The sequence below is a fragment of the Herbidospora daliensis genome, assembly GCF_001570585.1.
Taxonomy (GTDB): domain Bacteria; phylum Actinomycetota; class Actinomycetes; order Streptosporangiales; family Streptosporangiaceae; genus Herbidospora; species Herbidospora daliensis.
Map to the genome: position 1 here is coordinate 167,524 of NZ_BBXF01000008.1, position 18,229 is coordinate 185,752.

The 18,229-nt window shown below is 66.6% G+C and carries 15 protein-coding genes and 1 pseudogene; 6 read left to right on the plus strand and 10 right to left on the minus strand.

Going from position 1 to position 18,229, the window contains the following annotated elements; all coding sequences use genetic code 11:
- Positions 1-10 precede the first annotated feature (10 nt).
- Together AW274_RS33310 and AW274_RS33315 are read right to left on the minus strand one after the other, a co-directional pair.
- Positions 11-1,315: a CHAT domain-containing protein gene (locus AW274_RS33310; protein WP_083975256.1), complete on the minus strand. Its 1,305-nt coding sequence runs from the start codon at positions 1,313-1,315 to the stop codon at positions 11-13.
- Between the two features lie 105 nt (positions 1,316-1,420).
- Positions 1,421-1,960, minus strand: coding sequence for a hypothetical protein (locus AW274_RS33315; RefSeq protein WP_062441116.1), 540 nt, complete (start codon positions 1,958-1,960; stop codon positions 1,421-1,423).
- Positions 1,961-2,085: 125 nt separating this feature from the next.
- Here AW274_RS33315 and AW274_RS41605 point away from each other — a divergent pair, with 125 nt between their 5' ends.
- The gene (locus AW274_RS41605) at positions 2,086-3,177 is read left to right on the plus strand and encodes a hypothetical protein (RefSeq protein WP_198169533.1); all 1,092 of its coding nucleotides are present in this window, start codon (positions 2,086-2,088) and stop codon (positions 3,175-3,177) included.
- 198 nt (positions 3,178-3,375) lie between these two features.
- On the opposite strand, the gene AW274_RS33325 is transcribed toward AW274_RS41605, so the two are convergent.
- Genes AW274_RS33325 through AW274_RS33345 form a run of 5 tightly spaced genes read right to left on the minus strand, consistent with a single transcriptional unit; the run spans position 3,376 to position 5,874 of the window.
- The gene (locus AW274_RS33325) at positions 3,376-4,188 is read right to left on the minus strand and encodes a hypothetical protein (RefSeq protein ID WP_157520870.1); all 813 of its coding nucleotides are present in this window, start codon (positions 4,186-4,188) and stop codon (positions 3,376-3,378) included.
- Positions 4,189-4,214: 26 nt separating this feature from the next.
- Positions 4,215-4,508, minus strand: coding sequence for a WXG100 family type VII secretion target (locus AW274_RS33330; RefSeq protein ID WP_062441122.1), 294 nt, complete (start codon positions 4,506-4,508; stop codon positions 4,215-4,217).
- Between the two features lie 36 nt (positions 4,509-4,544).
- On the minus strand, positions 4,545-4,880 hold the full coding sequence (locus AW274_RS41610; protein WP_062441125.1) for a WXG100 family type VII secretion target: 336 nt from the start codon (positions 4,878-4,880) through the stop codon (positions 4,545-4,547).
- Between the two features lie 2 nt (positions 4,881-4,882).
- Complete coding sequence (locus AW274_RS41615) at positions 4,883-5,578, minus strand: hypothetical protein (RefSeq protein WP_062441129.1); 696 nt, start codon at positions 5,576-5,578, stop codon at positions 4,883-4,885.
- Positions 5,575-5,874, minus strand: coding sequence for a hypothetical protein (locus AW274_RS33345; protein WP_157520871.1), 300 nt, complete (start codon positions 5,872-5,874; stop codon positions 5,575-5,577). Before AW274_RS33345 ends, AW274_RS41615 begins: the two co-directional genes overlap by 4 nt.
- A gap of 155 nt (positions 5,875-6,029) precedes the next feature.
- Here AW274_RS33345 and AW274_RS33350 point away from each other — a divergent pair, with 155 nt between their 5' ends.
- Together AW274_RS33350 and AW274_RS33355 are read left to right on the plus strand one after the other, a co-directional pair.
- Positions 6,030-7,628 (plus strand): WXG100 family type VII secretion target, encoded by a 1,599-nt coding sequence (locus AW274_RS33350; protein ID WP_062441136.1) that lies wholly within the window; start codon positions 6,030-6,032, stop codon positions 7,626-7,628.
- A gap of 15 nt (positions 7,629-7,643) precedes the next feature.
- Positions 7,644-7,934: a hypothetical protein gene (locus AW274_RS33355; RefSeq protein ID WP_062441140.1), complete on the plus strand. Its 291-nt coding sequence runs from the start codon at positions 7,644-7,646 to the stop codon at positions 7,932-7,934.
- Between the two features lie 21 nt (positions 7,935-7,955).
- On the opposite strand, the gene eccD is transcribed toward AW274_RS33355, so the two are convergent.
- Positions 7,956-9,275, minus strand: a complete 1,320-nt coding sequence (eccD, locus tag AW274_RS33360; RefSeq protein ID WP_062441143.1) for a type VII secretion integral membrane protein EccD — start codon at positions 9,273-9,275, stop codon at positions 7,956-7,958.
- Between the two features lie 107 nt (positions 9,276-9,382).
- Between eccD and eccCa the strand changes: the two genes are divergently transcribed.
- Both eccCa and AW274_RS33375 read left to right on the plus strand, forming a co-directional pair.
- Positions 9,383-13,414, plus strand: coding sequence for a type VII secretion protein EccCa (eccCa, locus tag AW274_RS33365; protein WP_063813819.1), 4,032 nt, complete (start codon positions 9,383-9,385; stop codon positions 13,412-13,414).
- Positions 13,415-13,535: 121 nt separating this feature from the next.
- Positions 13,536-14,690 (plus strand): annotated as a pseudogene (locus AW274_RS33375) (IS3 family transposase).
- A gap of 120 nt (positions 14,691-14,810) precedes the next feature.
- Here AW274_RS33375 and AW274_RS42815 read toward each other — a convergent pair.
- The gene (locus tag AW274_RS42815; protein WP_062441152.1) at positions 14,811-15,815 is read right to left on the minus strand and encodes a pentapeptide repeat-containing protein; all 1,005 of its coding nucleotides are present in this window, start codon (positions 15,813-15,815) and stop codon (positions 14,811-14,813) included.
- Between the two features lie 444 nt (positions 15,816-16,259).
- Between AW274_RS42815 and AW274_RS33385 the strand changes: the two genes are divergently transcribed.
- Positions 16,260-17,393, plus strand: a complete 1,134-nt coding sequence (locus AW274_RS33385; RefSeq protein ID WP_062441157.1) for a site-specific integrase — start codon at positions 16,260-16,262, stop codon at positions 17,391-17,393.
- A gap of 499 nt (positions 17,394-17,892) precedes the next feature.
- On the opposite strand, the gene AW274_RS33395 is transcribed toward AW274_RS33385, so the two are convergent.
- A complete protein-coding gene (locus AW274_RS33395) occupies positions 17,893-18,123 on the minus strand; it encodes a hypothetical protein (protein WP_062441164.1) in 231 nt (76 codons plus the stop codon).
- Positions 18,124-18,229: the final 106 nt, after the last annotated feature.

Here is an 18,229-nt window from a genome sequence, read left to right on the forward strand (position 1 = left end):
CGCGGACGGGTCACACTCCGACATGGCAGAACGCCGCCCAGTGGCGAATGGAGGCGTCATCATGTCGCCCGGGTTCGCGCTGCAGAATCCAGTCGAGGTGCGCATCCGCGACGCCGGGATCCGGCCACGAGGGATCTTCTTCGAAGGCGCGTTCCAAAACCTGCGCCTTCTCCTCGTTGGTGCTGTCTCGAAGCCAGAGCTGAGCTGTCCTCAAGGCTTGGGCCGGCGACCACGAGGGGCTGCGCCAGTCGCGGTAGAACTCGGTCATCAGCATGCTCGTCCGCACGTCCGGCACCGCCCACATCGGCGCGACGACACCGGCAGCCCCGGCTTGCAGAAGTCCGGCGGGAAGTCCGATGACCTCGTCCGGCAAGTCCGTCCCCGGCAGAGAGGCCTCGCATGAGGACAGGACCGCGACCCTGATCTTCAATTCCATCTCCAGCAGATCCCGCACACGAAGCGCCTGCCCGGCCGACAGCACGAGCCCGCTTTCCAGCGGATTGGTTAGGTCGGCGTAGCCGTGGCAGGCGAAGTGGACGACGTCAGCCGCCCGAAGTCTGCGGCGAACCTCAGGGAGCACCGCCGCTGACCCGGCGAGGACATTCGCCGTGCCTAGGGTGGCCGCCCTGACCGTGGCCTCTTCCAGTGCCGTGAACGGAATCGGCCGGAAGGCCGCGGACATGGGCTGTGGATCGATGACGGCCATGACCCTCTCCCTGCCCCGATCGGCGGCGATCTGCCTGGCTGCGGTCAGCGATCTGGCATTGGGCGCATAGCTGATGGCAGAGGTGTCTAGCGCGTAGCTGCGGCCCGTCGGTTTGGCCTGATCCGGTGTCCAGGCAGCGTGTAGTGGCAGGAGACCGAGCAGTCCGCCGGGGACCAGGGTGATGGCCGGTTCCGGTCCGATCAGGTCGAAGAGTGGTTCCATGACGGTGTCCCACAGCCACCGCGTGACCGCGTCCAGGTCGGCTTCCCACGGCCCGGCGACCGAAGTGGGATCGGTCCGGAATTCGTGGTAGGAACTGAACAACGCCGACACGCGAGTTTTCAGCGAATCCGTGGTCAGGTCGGGGAGCACCACGGAGTCGACCCCGCCGTCGGAACGAACGACCATCGCGAGGCCTTCCGCATCGGTCGCGCTTATGTAGCACAGTGGCTGGAACGCGGCGGCGGCTATGTCACCGAAGGTCGGAGCCGCGAGGAAATCCGCGTATCCGGGCACCTGGCGAATGTCCTCGACGACATCGTTGAGTTCCCGCCACGCGGCCCGTAGCTCCTCGAGGTCGTCGCCCTCCACGCCGGCTGGATCACTCATGGTGAGGATGCTACGCGTCGGGATGATCGTCGCATGGTGACTGCAGTGGAACGCCCGGCTATTTCGTTTATGTCGTGAATGCGTAATGTTGAAAGGCGCCGCGAATCAACGGGCGCTCACCGCAACCCTTTGCATGACTATCGGCACGAAGGCCGCCGGGATCAGGGCGAAGTGGAGGATGGTGACGGTAAGCCACGCGGGTTCGCTCGTCACCTGGGCGACCGCCATGGCGATGGAAGTCACCATGAGACCCCCGGTGATCAACAGGTAGACGCCCAGAGTCCGGCTGGAGGTCAGGAACCGCCGAGGTTGCCCGAGCCCGAGCCACCAGCGCAGCGCCCACCACAGGACCAGGCTCGCCACGGCCACGACGACGGCCGAGAAGGCCGCCGCTCCGGGGCTCGGCGGCACGTCCTCGTCCAGCGCGCCGAGGCCGAGCCACCCCGTCACGACGAACGGCACGAAGCAGAGCCAGGCCGCGAGGTTCAACGCCGAGACGACGCGCCTGCCGGGAACGGTGGCCTGGAGTTCGCGGGACACGGCCCGCCAGAGGTGGACGGCGGGCCCGATGTCGTCGCCGCCACGCCGCACTCTGATCGCCCGGTAGACCCAGACTGCGGCCACGCCCAGCGCGACGACGATCACCAGCCCCGTCAGCGGGGACTGTGCCTGCCGATAATTTCATCCGGCCACGTCACGGCCTCGCAGGGCTTCTCTTGTAGGCGGGCTTCGATTCCTGCGGAGGAGCCAGTGCGGCAGGATGACCGGTCGTGCTCTTTCGCCTGGCCTATCTCGCTGTCACGAATACCTTCGCGGCGCTGCGGTTGCCGCCGATAGGAGATCGGGACAAAGACGTCGAGATCCTCGCCCTGCGTCACCAGATCACCGTCCTCGAACGGCAGCTCGGCGTCGGCGAGAGGGCGCGGTTCGCGCCTGAAGACCGGGCCTTCCTCGCCGCCCTCCTGACACCGCTGCCCCGCGACGCCCTGCGCCGGCTGAGGCTCCTCGTCCGGCCCGACACCGTCATGCGCTGGCACCGTGACCTGATGAAGCGGCGTCATGCTCAAGCTTGCGTGCCGAAGCGGCGCGGGCGCCAACCGTCCCTTTCATCCGCGCCCTCGTCCTGCGTCTGGTCCGGGAGAATCCGTCCTGGGGCTACAGGAGGGTGCACGGAGAGCTCGCCACGCTCGGCATCAAGGTGGCGCCGTACGGTCTGGGAGATCCTCAAGCGGGAAGGCGTCGATCCGGCGCCCGAGCGGGCGTCCACCACCTGGGCCGACTTCCTGCGCTCCCAAGCCGACGCGCTGCTGGCCTGTGACTTCATCGAAACCATCACCCTTGATGGACGGCGTCAGTACATCCTGGCCGTCATCGACCACGCCACCAGACGCGTCCGTGTCCTCGGTACCACCGCACACCCGACCGCGCATTGGGTTCCGCAAGCGTTCAAGAACCTGGTGATGGATCTGGAGGACGCCGGCTGCCGGGCCCACTATCTGATCCGCGACCGGGACGGCAAGTTCCCCGCGCTCATGGACGAGATCCTCGCCGAGGTCGGTATCCACACCGTTCTCACCGGTATCCGGATGCCACGGATGAACGCGATCATGGAACGGTGGGTGCGGTCCTGCCGCCGCGAACTCCTCGACCGCTGCCTGCTGTGGACGAACACCACCTGCGGCACGCCCTACGCGAGCGAACAGCTCTACAACCGGCACCGCGCCCATCAATCCCTTGCCCAGGCGGCCCCACTGCGTCCCGTCCCGGCTCTGATCATCGATCAGGAACGGATCGCGAGCTTGACGATACGCCGGAGGGACCGGCTCGGCGGAATCCTCCACGAGTACTCACATGCAGCTTGAGCTGCATGGATGGAATATTCGGCAGGCACAATGCCGACCTCTTCTCGAGGGGTGGATGGCACGCAAGTCAAGCAAAGAGACTCCACGGAAGCCGGGGAAACACCAGAGCCTCCACCGATCCCGGACCGCTTCAAAGAGCCCGAATGGGAAGTGGTGGGGCGCCAGGAATTCGAACCTTGAACCTACGGATTAAGAGGGTTAAATGTCGGTTTCCCTCCGTTGGGCGAATCCCTCTTGCCAGGCGATGGGATTCCACAATCGCACGAACTGCGTTTTCAGGGCGGTGGCCTCGCCGGACAGTCTGTCGCCCTTCTTGAAGAACCGCCCGGTTGCCGTCGGCCCTGTACAGCCGCGGGCCCAATAGTCGTTGGCCCAGCGGAGGTAGGCCCGATCCGCCTCCAGGGATGCGAACAACGCGCCCACCAGAAGATTCTTGATCTCAGCGCCGTTCTCGATTGCGTCCACCTGGAGTGCGCTGGCCCGCGCGTGCTGCTCTTTCCTGGCCCCGGTGATCCGCTGAATGGTCACGAATCCGCTGTGGTCCAGGCAGGCACGTGCCTCGCCTATCGCGGTCCCGAGGTCACCTCGGCTCTGACGGGTCGATTCGATCAATTCGTCGATCGCCGTGACCTGTGCACGACGGGCCGTCTCGTGGTCGTCGACGGTAGCGGGCGGCTGGGGTGGATCCGTTGAGAACGTCTCGGCTGGAGAGGGACTCACCTGCTCCTGAACCGTCGCCTCGGGTGATTCGGCCGCAACGGGTGCCGGCTTTCCGACGAGGGGGCTTGGCACGGCGGGAGTCTCCCGGGCCGCGAGTTCGGCCCGAACGAAGGTGGTCATACCGAACCCGACTGAGATCAGCAGCGCGAGTACCAGACCACCGGCCACCGGGCCGACCGCCGAACGTCCTGCGCCTTTCCTCCGGCGCCGCCACGCGGAGCCGTGGACGAGACCACCGACCAGGCGCTCCCTGCCCAGGGCGTGTTCTTCCAGCCGATCCTTGTCATCCATGGAGGCCCCCCGCAGGGAAGCATGGGTTATGCCTGCAGTGCGCCACGAACGCGGCCCCGCATGGTCTCGACCGATTCCGTGGTCTGCCCGAGCGATGTCTTGACTTGAGCGAGAATGCCCGCGATTTGGGCGGCGGCGTTGTCCCACTGGTTCTGCACGCCGCGGTAGAGCTCCTGCTCGTCACCTTCCCAGTTCGCCGTAACGCCAGCGACGAAACCGCCCAGTTCGGCAAGGTTGTTCTCCAGCGCGGACATGGTGGCAGCGAGGTTCGCCTCGGCCTCGCGGGCGACTGCGGAATCGTAGCTGTACTTGTCACTCATCGTGCCCCTCCTGACGGCCGCTGAGCCGGATGGTCGTCACCCACGGAATTTGGCGCCGTCCCAGTCGGCGCTCGCTGCCGTCTGGCTAATGCCGGCCGCCTGTTCAGCGTGATAGGCGTCGTAGAGCTGACCGGCGTTCCCCACGCGGCCGCGGATGGTGGTGAGCGCCGAGTTGAGGTCGTGGGAGGCCGTCTCCCATCGCTTGGTCAACTGGTCGAAGGACTGGAACGCGGCTCCCTGCCAGACGCCAGGGAGGGCTTCCACGGCCGCCAGGAACTGGCGCAGGTTGGCATTCAGGTTGTTCACCGAGGTGTCCAAGTTGGTGCCGTGCTTGTTCACGGCATCGCCGGTGATGGAGAACTTCTGTCCCACCGTCAATCCTCTCTGGTCGGGGTGTCGTCGGGCTGGTCGGCTGGCACTGCGCGCGTGGCCGCGCGCAGCCGCGAACGCAGGTCGGCCTGTGGTGCCGCTTTGGGCAGGTCGGGTTCGAGAGAGGTGGCCATCCGGCGCACCGTCTTGGTCATGAGCTCGGCGTGGGCCGCGTTGGTGGTGGCGCCGGTGCAGAGCGCGGTCCACGTAGTGCCGGGCACGGGCAGATAGATCTGGGTGTCGAAGGTGCACCCCTCGGCCATGAGCCAGGGAAGCGGCTGGTCCCACTCGGTGCGCCCCGCCACCTGCAGCCCGGTCGCCAGATCGGTCTGCATGATCTCCTGAGTGCCCTGTTCGCCCGCCACCAACTGGACGAAGGCTAGGTCGGGCTCGATGGGCGCCGAATCGAACCATGCCAGGGTGAGCGTGCCGATGAAGGGCGGCCCGGCGGCAGAGGCGAACTTCGTCGCGGACACGCAGGCACCGGTCGCGCGGGCCACCGCAGCCACGTCGGCGAGAATGCGCAGGGCTCCGCGCCGTTCCGCGCCGGACAGCCGTCGCGCCCCTTCTTTTTGGACGTCCAGGAGAGCCTCTGTGCTGCGCTGCCAACCCTCGGCGGAGGTGTCGAAAATCGTCCAGTCGTCGGGCACCTCGACCCGAAAGGCGAATGGGGGCAGGACCGCCCGACTTTCGCGGGTCATGATTCCTCACCCCGGAAAGCGGCCGCGAGGGCCTGATCGTGCTCGCCCATCAACTGGCCGATATTCGTGGCCTTCTCTCCCCATGATCCAGTCTTCTGCACAAGGCGCTGGGTGGCATTGTCCCAGTCTTCCCTGAAGTCCTTCAGCGCCGAGGTGATCTCCTCGTACTCCTCGGCGCCGGTCGCCTCGGGAAAGACGGCACCGAATCGGACGGTTTCGGAGACATCCCGAAGTTGGGACCCCAAATTCTGCAATGTCGAGAGCCGTACGCTGAAGTGAGACGAAACCATGCGCATGACCTTGAAGATAGGCAAATCGTATGGAATGCACGCTACCATAGCCATCATCAGGAGTCAGGTCTAGGTTACTGTCACCCCACCCTCAAGGGCGCAGTCGCTTCCGATTGCGACATTTGGGGATTTTTGCTGTCTGATTCAGGGAGGAAACGCGCGTGCCCGTGCTGGAATTCCCCGCCGCCACGTTCGTTGTGGCAGGCGATCCCGAGTCGATCAGAGACACGGCCCGCTCCTATAGCACCTTCTCGACCCTCACCGGTCAGGCCGCGAGCGACATGCGCCGGCTCAGCTCCGACGAATGGGTCGGCTCCGAAGGAGATCTTTTCCGCAGCGGCCTGAATGAGCTGCCCTCGCATTTCGACACCGCACACCAGGCTTTCGGTCAGGTCTCCACAGCCCTTTCGGGCTTCGCCGCCGAACTGGAATCGGCGAAGTCGCGGATGAGTGGCTTATCCTCCGACGCCCAGGTGACCTTCGAGGCGTTAAAAGCGGCCCGAAATTCCCGTTCCGATCTCCAGCCTCCCCACCAGGACGACGAGGCCGACGGCTACGCGGCCTCGATGACCGCGTACGAGCAGCAGAAGAACAGTCTGAACGTCCGGGTCAACGGGCTGGAGGCCGACTGGCAACGGCACCTCGTCAGTGCCACCGCCCTCCGCAACGAGGCACGGGAGGCGGCCGGCCGGGCCGCGAACTCCATCCGCGCCGCCGGCCGCACCTCGCCCACCGCCGATCAGAATTTCCTGGAACGCAACCTGGAGAAGGCCGATACCTGGGTCTCCACGCGGCTCGCCGAACTTAAGAGCTTCATCGCCGACCGGGCGGTGATGTTCCGCGGGATCGCGAAGGCGCTGAAGGCTGTCGGCGCGGCCCTGATGGCGGTCGCGGCCGTTGCCATGGTCCTGGCCGCATTCGTCCCGGTCCTCGGCTGGCTCGCAGAGTTCCCCCTGGCTGGCATGTTCGCGGTGGGCGGCGCCCTGTACGGGACCGGGGACGCGCTGAATACCACCGTCGACTGGGCTGAAGGCAAGATCACCGGACAGGAACTGCTCTTCCGGGGCGGGCTGGCGATCGGGCTAAGTGTGGTCGGGGCGGGGGTTGGCGTCGTCGCGCTCAAAGCAATGGAGAAGGTGGCCCCCACCGTCAAGAAGTGGTTTGACGACGTCATCGAGCGCACCCGACACGACGAAAGGGGCAGCGTCTCCCTCCCCGCGAGCACTGCGCAGGCGATCAGAGATCGCATTAACTATTTAAGATATGAGGGGCCAAAGTCACATGCCGTGCAGCGCCACCTCGAGGTGACTGACGATCAGCTCAAGAAACGCCTTGGCACACCTTTGTATAATCCCGACGGGACGCCACAGTTAAAATACGATTTCGTCCAGACCAAAGACCGTATCGACCCTATGAACCCCGGAAACCCGGGATTCGATGGGGTCCATCCCGGCAAAAAACACCAGTGCTTCCCCTATGCCACGAGGTTCAACGACGCCAGTGATTTCGTCTTTGTAGACAAAGAACTTCGCCAGAAGGTAATCGAGACCGGAGTGCTGGAACAGAAGGTCCCCCTGAAGGAAATCTTCAAGGACGGCTGGGATGGCAAATTCACGGGCTACTACATCAATCCCAAAAACCCGACAGAGTATCTACCGGCGGATTTTTCAACTGGGAAAATCGTCGCCGTATACAAGCGCGACGCCCAAGGGGACCCATTCCTATATACTATGTATCCGGACCCTCTTGGATCCCCCTGACGTAAAGGTGGAAAAATGACCCTGAGCAAGGAGCTGGACACGTTCATCGGCTCGATGTTGCATATTGAGCTGGCCGACAACTTGGCGGACGCGAAAGAAGTCCTCGACGACGGGCCTGCGGCGCATGCGGTAGTAGTGAAGGACGGCCTGCGGCAACTGATCGCGGAGCACACCCTGACCGCCCGTGATTGGTTCTATCTGACCGGCGTTGGATTCGACACCGACGAAGAGCTCTATGTATACCTTCAGAGAGTTCTGGAATTCCTCACCGGAGTCAGGACTACTCCGCCGGACCTTCCAGACTGAGGCGCAGCTCACCGCGAGCAGTCATCCCGACCACTGCCTAGCCAGTTCCACCGCCCACCCATAAGCGTTGAAAAGACCGAGAATCAAGGGGCCGCAGGCGATCAGCAGAACGAGTTCGAGCCGATCGACCTGCTTACTCACCCGGATTCGTGTGATCTCACTCAGCCGCACGGTCGCACACGCAGCCAGCAGCACGGCGGCACCCACGGCGACAACGAGCGAAACGAGGGGATTACTCGCCTGCCAAATCACGGTCGTAGCGGCGACGAACATCCCCACGGCCCCAGCGGTCACGAGTACCCTGACCTGACCGGCGTGGCTGTACGCTCGAGCGCGCAGCCACAGCACCGCCGCCAGCGTCACAGCGCAGATCATGCCCCACACGCCCGGTGCGAGCGCGAGCATCCAGAGTTCGAAGACGGTCGGCACCGCGAGCCCGACCAGAAGCCACGTCAGGTATTCACGGGCTCGCGCCGCCAGGTCCCTGACCTCGCTCCTGCGCGTCGGGCCACCGGCGGACACTTTGTCGGCGACACGGCCGAGGCCGGTCGTCTCCGCGGCCAGCCGAGGCAGGAAGGCGATGCCGACCACCACCGCCAGCGCGCCGATCGCAGCCGCCCGGTATGGGCCGAGCCCGACCGCGCTCAGCCCGGCCCACCCCGCCATTCCGACCGCCGCGACCGCCGTCACGAGGAAGACCGCGGCCAGCCTCAGGCCGAGCCGGAAGGCTCCGATCGCGACGCCCGCCGCGAGCAGGGCGCCGACGCAGAACTGGGCAGACGCACCGAGATTGGCCAGGCCGGCCACGACCGCCCCCAGCGAGGCGGCAATCGTCGTCAATGCGAACGCCAGGCTGCTCGCGATGGCGGTCCGGCCCGATCGAAGTGCCGCGCCCCCGGTAACGGCGAGCGTGAGCGCGGCGAACGCGAGGATCACGACGTTCCCCACAGCGGCGCCGTACCGCATCACGAGCACCGGCCCGAACAACCCGAGCCAGATCCCTAGCAGCACCGTGGCCGCGTGGCGTGTGCGATCAGGTGTCCACGCCCCCGGGTCGGCGTCGGCGACGGCCGCGGCCTCCTCGGCGACGTCTTCGGCGAAGGGCGCCAGCGAGCCGTCGCCGGACGGGTGCAGGTAGAGGATCTCGCCGTCGAGGATCCCGGCCGAGCCGAGGCCGTCGTGCGGGGCGAGCGGTCCCTTGACCGGATGAATCAGGTTCCATTCACGCGGCTGATCGAGGCTGTTTCCCCCTGCCAGCCGAATCAGTTCGATGACGGGCGTATTGCCCGGAACGGACAAGTCGACGCGAAAGTCTGGCCCGGAAACGGTAATCCGGGTCATTGTGGTAGCGGCTACCACGAATCCCCACATTCTCCACGTAAGTAGTGCATGATTAACATGACACGGTTCATAGAATATTAGGCGATCTTGCCTGCTTATGGAGAATCATGGGTCACGAGGTCGTGCACCGTCCGGCACGTATTTGGCCGACCGAAATTCCCGCTGGCGTGGAAGAGCTCGCCCGCCCGCCGGTGCCCTCACCGCCACCGGGACCCATGCAGGCCGTGATGCAGGTCGCGATGCCCGTGCTCGGCGGCCTCGGCATGGTCGTCTTCGTGTTCGCCGGCCGGAATCCCCTGCTCATGGTGGGTGGCCTGGTGTTGGTCCTGGCCATGATCGGAGGCGGGGTGGGGATGCTCGTCGCCCAGCGCACCGGAACCCGCAGGCGCGCGGCCATGGCACGTGAGCAGTATCTGGCCTACCTGGAGGACCTCCGGGAGAAACTCCGGAATGCGGCACGGGCGCAAAGCGAGGCGGCCGCCACCATTCATCCCACACCGGGCGCATTATTGCATTTCGCCCGCCACCCGGCCCGCCGGTGGGAACGGCGCCCCGGGGACCCCGATTTCCTCGACCTGCGAATCGGGCTGGGCGACGTGCCGCGTGCGCTGCGCGCGGTCATGCGGCGGAACCAGAACCCGCTGGAGGAACACGACGCCGTATGTCAGCGGGCCGCCGAACGAATTGTTGCGAATTACACCGTTCTGCACCATCAACCGATCGCCGTCCCGATGCGGGACTCCGGCGTGGTGTCGATCGTCGGCACGGTGGATCACACCCGTTTGGTCGCACGGTTGCTGATCGCGCAACTGGCGGTCTCGCACGCGCCCGGCGAGGTGCGCCTGGCCCTCTGCTTCGCCCGGGAGGCGGAGCCCGCCTGGCGCTGGACGAAGTGGCTGCCGCACTGCCTCGCACCGGACGCCAGGGGCGCTCAGCCACCGCGCTACATCGCCGACTCCCCGGACAAGCTGAAGACGCTGCTGCGGCAGGAGTACGCCGAGCGCGCCGCCCAGGTGGATCGTTCCGCCCGGCTCGGCAGTAAGGCGGTCCCGCGAGACCGCCTGGTGATCGTGGTCGACGAGGCCGGTCTCGGGGAGCGCCCCGACCTGCGGCCCGACGATCAGACCCGGTCCCTGGCCGACCTGGGAATCTGCGTGGTCCACCTGGTCGGTGAGCGCCGCGACGAGCCCGGCCAGGTGGACGTACGCGTGTCGATCGGCGAGACCGCCGAGGTGGCGGTCCTGCGGCCGGCCTCGAACGCACCCGTGTCCTCCGTCACCCGGCTCGACGTACTGAGCGTGGCCGAGGCGGAGACGCTGGCCCGGGCGCTCGCGCCGCTGCGCCTTGACCACGGCGCCGCCAGCGCGGAGGAGCCGCTCGTGGTCGATCTCGACCTGCCCCGGCTGCTCGGCGGGGAGGCTGGTGCGGATCCGCCGATCCGGTGGCAGCCGCGTCCGCTGGCCGATTTCCTGCGTGTGCCCATCGGCGTCACTGCCGACGGTTCGCCGCTGCTCCTGGACCTGAAGGAGAACGCGCTGGGCGGCATGGGTCCCCACGGGATCTGCATCGGCGCCACCGGGTCGGGCAAGAGCGAGCTGCTGCGCACGCTGGTGCTGGCGCTGGCCATGACACACCCACCCGAACGGCTGGCCTTCGTCCTGGTGGACTACAAGGGCGGCGCCGCCTTCGCCGGGCTCGGCGAGCTGCCGCACACGGCCGGATTCATCACGAACCTGTCGGATGGCAGCGAGGCGGCGGATCCGTCCGGACCGGCCGCGGTCGGCGGCGGGTTCGCCCCGAACGCCGAGCTGGTGGATCGCATGTACGAGGCGTTGTCCGGCGAGATGCGACGCCGCCAGCAGATCCTCATGGCCGCCGGGAACCTGCCGAACGTGGTGGAGTACAACCGGCGGCTCGACGCTGGCCTGCTGACCGAGCCGCTGCCGAATCTGCTCGTCGTCGTGGACGAGTTCGCCGAACTGCTCGACGCCAAGCCCGAGTTCATCGGCCTGTTCGACCGGATCGGCCGCATCGGCCGTTCCATCGGCATGCATCTGCTGCTGTCGGCCCAGCGGCTGGAGGAGGGACGGCTACGCGGCCTCGAAAGTTGTATCTCCTACCGCCTCGGCCTGCGGACCTTCACCGCCGCGGAGAGCCGGGCGGTCCTCGGCGTGCCCGATGCGCACCAGCTACCGCCAGTGGCGGGATCCGCTTATCTCAAGGTCGACCCGAACGTGTTCCAGCGGTTCAAGGCCGCGTACGTCTCGGGGCCGTACCGACAAGGGCGGCCCGCACCGGCGGAGGACCGTGTCCCGATCACGGAGTTCCCCACCTACTACCGAGAACCGGCCTCTCCCCGGGCAGCGGGGGAGGCGCGGCCGGAGACTGCGGTGGGGACGGCCGACGCTCCGAGTGTGCTGAGTGTCGCGGTCAGCCGTCTGGCCGCCCGAGGCGGGAATGTCCATCAGGTCTGGCTGTCGCCGCTCCCAACGGCGCTGCCCCTGGACGCGGTTGCCGGACGGCCCTATCAGGACGAGCGGTTGGGACTGCGAGTGGCCCGGCAGCTGCCGCTCCGGGTGCCGCTCGGGCTGCTCGACCTGCCGGCCGAGCAGCGGCAGGAGACCTGGACGCACGACTTCTCCGGTTCCGGCGGCCATCTGGCCATCCTGGGCGCGCCCCAGAGCGGTAAGAGCATGCTGCTGCGCACCCTGATATTGAGCGCGGCGCTGACCCACAAGCCGGGCGAGGTCGCCTTCCACTGCGTGGACTTCGGCGGGGGCACGCTGTCGAAACTGGCGGACCTGCCCCACGTCGGCACCGTGTGCGGACGTCTCGACCCGCAACGTGTCCGCAGAACCGTTGCCGAGGCCGCATCCCAGTTGGAGGAGCGCGAACGGGTGTTCGCCCGGCGGGGAATTGACTCGGCGGAGACTATGCGCGCCATGTGGCACGCAGGTGAGCTGCCGGAACTGCCGTACGTCGATCTCTTCCTGGTGATTGACAACTACATGACCATCAAGAATGACTACGAGGATCTGGGCGACCTGCTCGCCGAGATCGCCGCCCGAGGGCTGGGCTACGGAATCCATCTGGTGCTGACCGCCGCCCGCTGGCACGATCTGCGCGGCAACCTGCAAACCGCCATCGGCGGCCGAATAGAGTTGCGGCTCAACGACCCGATGGACTCCATCATCTCCCGCAAACAGGTCGAACTCCTCCGATCCGATCAACGTGGCCGGTGCGTGACCATCGACGCCAGGATGGTCCAGATCGCCCTGCCACGGGTCGACGCGATCGCCGCGACCGCCGACCTGTCCGACGCGCTGACGTGGGCTTGCGGCCAGATCAACCGAAGCTGGCCGGGGCCTCGAGTGCCGCCGGTGCGGTTGCTGCCGGAACGGGTGGAACACGCCCGGCTCGCCCCGCCGTCAGCGGGCGGCCGAGTCGTCCTGGGCATCGGAGAAAACGACCTACGCCCGGTAGAACTTGACCTCTTCGGAGCCGACGGTCATCTGCTGGTCTTCGGCGAGGGTGGCGCCGGTAAGACCTCGGTGCTGATGACCCTAATCCGCTCACTCATGGCGGCGCACACCGATGACGATGTCGTCTTCGCGATCTTCGATCCGCGGCGCACGCTGCTAGGGTTCGTCCCGGAGGCATACGTGGGCGCTTACGCCGGGACTCCCGACCAGGCTGCGGGACTGGCCGCTGGCCTGGCGCAGGAACTCAAGGCGCGACTGCCCCCCGATGACATCACCCCTGAGCAACTGCGGGCCCGAGCGTGGTGGCGAGGGCCTCAGATGATCGTGGTCGTCGACGACTACGAACTCCTGGTCGGTTCCGGCAATCCACTCACCCCCCTGCTGGAATATCTGCCGCAGGCGCGGGACCTCGGCCTGCACGTCATGGTGGCTCGGCATAGCGGCGGGGTGGGACGCGCGCTGTTCGAGCCGTTCCTGCAGCGGCTGCGCGAACTCGGAGCGGCCGGGCTGGTTCTGCGCGGAGATCGTCAGGAAGGCCAGCTCTGGCCGGGGGTATGGCCCTCGAGCCAGCCAAACGGACGCGGTCACCTGGTCCGCCGTGGTCATCGGCCACTGCTCGTTCAGGTCGCACATCTGGACGAGCAGCCCCAAGTTTGAGCGGCGAACTATGTGGTGGATACCGCGGTTCCTGGTCAATGCCAGGGGGGATGATGTTCCCCCACTTCCGTGGAGTCGCTTTGCTTGACTTGGGTGCCATGGACCCCCAGGAGAGGTGGGCATGCCACGCAAGGGCTACCCCTCGGAGTTCCGCCGCAAGGTGCTGGACCTGGTCGAGGCCGGACGGCCCGTCCGGGATGTCGCCCGTGATCTGGGGATCAGTGAGCAGACGATCTATGTCTGGCGCAAGCAGGACCTGATCGACACCGGCCGCTTACCCGGAGCGACCACGACCGAGCAGGCCGAACTGCTGGCGGCCCGCAAGCGGATCCGGGAACTGGAGACCGAACTGGCCGTCACCCGCCGGGCGATCGAGCTGGTGCGGGAGGTGGTGCCCCCAAAAGACGGTTCGAAGCGATCGCGGTGATGGCCGATGAGGGTCTGCCAGTTCAGGTCGCCTGCCGGGTGCTGAACGTCTCCGAATCGGGCTACTTCGCCTGGCGAGGTCGGCCGCCTTCGCCTAGATCGCTGCGGCACGCGTGGCTGAGCGAGCGGATCCGGCAGATCCACGCCGCCTCCCGCGGCACCTACGGATCGCGGCGCGTCCACGCCGAACTCACACTCGGCAGCGGCCTGATCGTCGCCTACCACACCGTCGAGATGCTGATGCAGCGCGAAGGCATCCGAGGCCTGCCCGGCACCCCGCGACGGCGCCGGCCACCCCAGCAGGTCCCCACCGCCGCCGACATGGTCGACCGGGACTTCCACCGAGACGCACCCAACATGCTGTGGGTCACCGACATCACCGAGCACCACACCCGCGAGGGCAAGGTCTACTGCTGCGTCGTCCTGGACGTCTACTCCCGCCGCGTCGTGGGCTGGTCAATCGACTCCACCCAGACCTCGGCGCTGGTCACCAACGCACTCGGCATGGCCGTCCACAACCGCACACCGCAAACCCGGCGGGCTCATCCACTCCGATCACGGGACGCAGTTCACCTCCTGGGCGTTCACCCGCCGCGCCCGCGAATCCAGGCTCATCCCCTCCATGGGATCCATCGGCGACTGCTTCGACAACGCCGTCATCGAGTCCTTCTGGGGCCGCAGGCAGGTCGAACTCCTCAACCGCCGGCGCTGGAAAACCCGCATCGAACTCGCCAACGCGATCTTCGAATACCTCGAGATCTTCCACAACCGCCAACGCCGCCACAGCGCCCTCGGCATGCGCACACCCGTCGAATACGAGATGCTCTACCCAACCCGCCTACCGGCATAAAGTCCAGCGAGACGACTCCACCCAACACGGGGAACATCAGAGCCTCCATCAGACCCGGACCGCTTCACCCTGGATAAGAGGGGTTATGCGGGGAGTTAGCAGTCGCCGGATTGACGTTGGTCACGCCACCTCGGGGGCGGCTGGGGATTCCCCGGCGTGGATAAGGCAACCGGTTGAGGAGTCAATGAGCCAGCCGGGCGGCCACACGTGTGGGCGTGCGGGGTCGTCGGCGCGGCATCCTTCCAAGTGCACGCGATCGTGGAAGACCGCATCGGTGAAGTCGCCGCGCCCGCCGAAGGTCGCGCCGCGGAAGATGGCATCGCTGGCGAAGACCGTCTCCAGAAACCAGGCGTCTCCCCCCAAGGTGGCGTCGGTGAACCATGCGTGGCCGGTGAAGGTGGCGCCGCCAAAAACGGCGATCTCGGTGATCACCGCATCGCCGAAGTAGGCACCGCCCAGGATCCGCTTTCTGATGAAGGTGGCGCGCCGCACGTGGCAGCCGTGGAAATTCCAATCGATCAACGCCGCATCGGTCAGGTCGATACTGATGCCGGACCAGAATCGGAGCTTAGACGACGTCACTGCCAACGGCAGCTCAACTGCTGCGGCGGCTGCGGTGAGGCACAGATGCTGGTTGAGGATGCGCTGAGCCGCCAACCGTACCTGCCGCTCCTCACGCGCGGCATGTGCGACCTGGGGCTCGGCCTCTTCCCCCGGCATCTCATAAGGCATCCGCAGATAGGCGCAAATGACCTCGACGATGCTCTGACGATGAGACACGTGGTTGTCGGCCAGGCGCTCCAGCGCGTACAAGCCGGCCAGCCGCACTGCGGCCTTATCCGATCCGAGCTGATCGGCGGCCTTGGTATACAGCTCTGTGATCCTCCTCTCAGTCGCGTCGTAGTCGCCCAGCGCGGTGGCGATCTCTTGATGACGCTGCCTCCGGAAAGCCAGCAACAACCCCACCGCCGCCCCGGCCCCCGCACCGGCGGCCAGCCCCGTTCGTACCGCCTCCATCTGAAGCCTCGCCCGTTCGGCACCGGGCGGCACCTGATCAGCCGTCCCCAGCAGCGCGGCCGTGACCACCCAGATCGCCGCTCCGGCCACCAACCCAGCGACCACCATCCATACCCCGGCCGCTAGCGGTCTCAGACGCGGCTGGGACATAGGACGTCGCCAACGCGAGACCAACCACCGCCGAGCCTGCGGCCTCCACCTACCACCCGAGCTCCCCGGCTCAACGAAGGTCATACGACCACAATCACTGCTTCACTACCCCCTGCATAGATCCCGCCGCGGGCCTCGGCGTGGTTCTTGCTGTCGCCGGAACAGCGCGGCAGGGGTCGAATGAGGGACTGAGTTTGCTGACCGGCCTCGGAATGATCAGGCGCCCGAGTACAGGCCGGGCACGACGCAGTCCTTATCGGGGCGGCCAACTGATCGCCACCTCCGAGCAGCAGCACCCGGTCGGCGCCGAGGCGGTGCCCACACGAGCCAGGGTCTCTGCACTTGCCTGGCCATTTGATGACCAGGGCCAGGCCCATCTCGACCTCTTGAAGCGTCGCTTGTGTGATCGATGCCGTCACGATCGCCGGATTTGTGTTTCTCCGTTTAAGGAGGAAGGTGATGACGATGGGTGAGAGTCATCCAGTGGTCTACAAGCGGTGTGGTTGCACCGGGCGGAGCGGGTGTCCCAGGTTGGCCGAGGACGGGCACGGTTCGTGGTATTTCGCCGTGCAGGTTCAGGGCCTGTCGGGGCAGCGGGAGCGTATGCGGCGGCGCGGATACGCAAGCGCGGCGGAAGCCGAACAAGCCGGGCTGCAGGTGATCGCGGCCGAACATGGTGGGGGCATCGGGGCGGCATGCACCGTGGCGCAGTGGCTCCGGTATTGGCTGGCTACGGATCAGGGCATCCGGCCGAGGACGCGTCAGGGGTATGCGGATCACGTCCGTTTGCATCTGCTCCCGGCGTTGGGGCGGATCAGGCTGGCGGAGCTGTCCTTCCGTGATGTGCGGCGGATGTTCATGGTGTTGGCCGGGCGCCGGAACCGGTATGGCAGGCCGTTGGCGGCGGCGTCGCTGGAGCGGATCCGTGCCACGTTGCGGGCGGCGCTGAACGAGGCCGTCCGGGAAGGGCTGATCGACGCCAATCCCGCTCGTGGGTTGCGGTTGCCTGCCGCGCCGCGTCCGAGGGCGCAGGTGTGGACCGATCGGCGGGTGGCGGTGTGGAGGGCGACCGGTGAGAGGCCGACTGTGGCGGTTTGGACGGTGCCGCAGCTGGTGGACTTCTTGGACAGCATCCGGGGCGACGCCTTGTTCCCGCTGTGGTGGCTGGCGGCGCTGCGTGGGCTTCGCCGGGGGGAACTCGCCGGCCTGCGCTGGGTGGATCTCAGCCTGCAGACTGCCGAACTCGACGTGGTGCGGCAGCTGGTGCAGGTCGGTGGAAGGCTCGTGTTCTTCCCACCGAAGAGCCAGGCCAGTAGACGCACGGTCGCGCTGGATCCGCAAACGGTCCGGCTACTGCGCCGCCACGAACGCGAGCAGCGAACGGAGGGAAGGTTCTGCGACGGCAGGGCGCAGGTCTTCACTCGGATGGACGGCAGCCCGGTGGCGCCGGACTACCTCACCTACCGGTTCCATAAGCTGGTTCGAGAGAGCGGGCTGCCACCGGTGCGGCTGCATGACCTGCGGCACGGCGCCTGACGATGGCACTGGCCGCGCACGTGGATCTACCGGTGGTCCAAGACCAGGGGGGCCACGCCAGCATCGTGCTGACCGCTGACACCTACACCTCGGTGTTGCCGGAACTGCAACATGAGGCCGCCAGAGCGACGGCGCGTCTGGTGATGTCAGCGGCCCGCGGAGCTGCCCGGAAGGTGCGCCGGGGGAGGTGCGGGTGGATGACCCAGGTATGACCCATCCGTGTCCCAGGCCATGATCGGGGGATCTTGGACCTGGGAGGACGCGCAGGTCAAGAGTGGTGGGGCGCCAGGGATTCGAACCCTGAACCTACGGATTAAAAGTAGTTGCGTCTCTTGCCGGAATTTATCGGGATCGATCGCGATACGCCGTGCATGCAGGTCAGAGGCTTGCGTACTTGCCGGAATCTATCGCTCTCAACGCTCGGGATCGGGATCGTACGTTCCTGCCGGTCTCCCCTCGGTCTCCCCGGCCGTCGGGAGACCGAGGCGTTCCCGGGGCTTCAGTCCTGCTTCAGCCGGCCGGTCGCGCGGGCCCAGTCGAGGATGTCGGCGAGCCACCACCAGTCGCGGCCGGAGATCTTCCCGGCGGGCTCGGGGAACTTCTCGACGGTCACCCACTCCTTCGAGCGGCGTCGCCACGTGACGACGGTGTCTTGCGTGACGCCGAGCTCGTCGGCGATGCCGTCAATGCCGACGGGAACCCAGGGCGCGCTGGGGCGAGTCGCGGTCATGGGCACATCGTACGGGTCAGACGGGCGCACGTCTGTACAGGGCGCACGTCCGAATCGGGCGACGATCTAGAACGGGCGTACGTCTAAGGTTGACAGGTGTACGCCT

What these genes read in the sequence shown, in the direction of transcription:
- AW274_RS33310 (WP_083975256.1), bottom strand. Translation starts at nt 1,315, where the DNA reads ATGAGTGATCCAGCCGGCGTGGAGGGCGACGACCTCGAGGAGCTACGG.
- AW274_RS33325 (WP_157520870.1), bottom strand. Translation starts at nt 4,188, where the DNA reads ATGGATGACAAGGATCGGCTGGAAGAACACGCCCTGGGCAGGGAGCGC.
- AW274_RS33330 (WP_062441122.1), bottom strand. Translation starts at nt 4,508, where the DNA reads ATGAGTGACAAGTACAGCTACGATTCCGCAGTCGCCCGCGAGGCCGAG.
- AW274_RS41615 (WP_062441129.1), bottom strand. Translation starts at nt 5,578, where the DNA reads ATGACCCGCGAAAGTCGGGCGGTCCTGCCCCCATTCGCCTTTCGGGTC.
- AW274_RS33345 (WP_157520871.1), bottom strand. Translation starts at nt 5,874, where the DNA reads ATGCGCATGGTTTCGTCTCACTTCAGCGTACGGCTCTCGACATTGCAG.
- AW274_RS33355 (WP_062441140.1), top strand. Translation starts at nt 7,644, where the DNA reads ATGACCCTGAGCAAGGAGCTGGACACGTTCATCGGCTCGATGTTGCAT.
- eccD (WP_062441143.1), bottom strand. Translation starts at nt 9,275, where the DNA reads ATGACCCGGATTACCGTTTCCGGGCCAGACTTTCGCGTCGACTTGTCC.
- eccCa (WP_063813819.1), top strand. Translation starts at nt 9,383, where the DNA reads ATGGGTCACGAGGTCGTGCACCGTCCGGCACGTATTTGGCCGACCGAA.
- AW274_RS42815 (WP_062441152.1), bottom strand. Translation starts at nt 15,815, where the DNA reads ATGGTGGTCGCTGGGTTGGTGGCCGGAGCGGCGATCTGGGTGGTCACG.
- AW274_RS33395 (WP_062441164.1), bottom strand. Translation starts at nt 18,123, where the DNA reads ATGACCGCGACTCGCCCCAGCGCGCCCTGGGTTCCCGTCGGCATTGAC.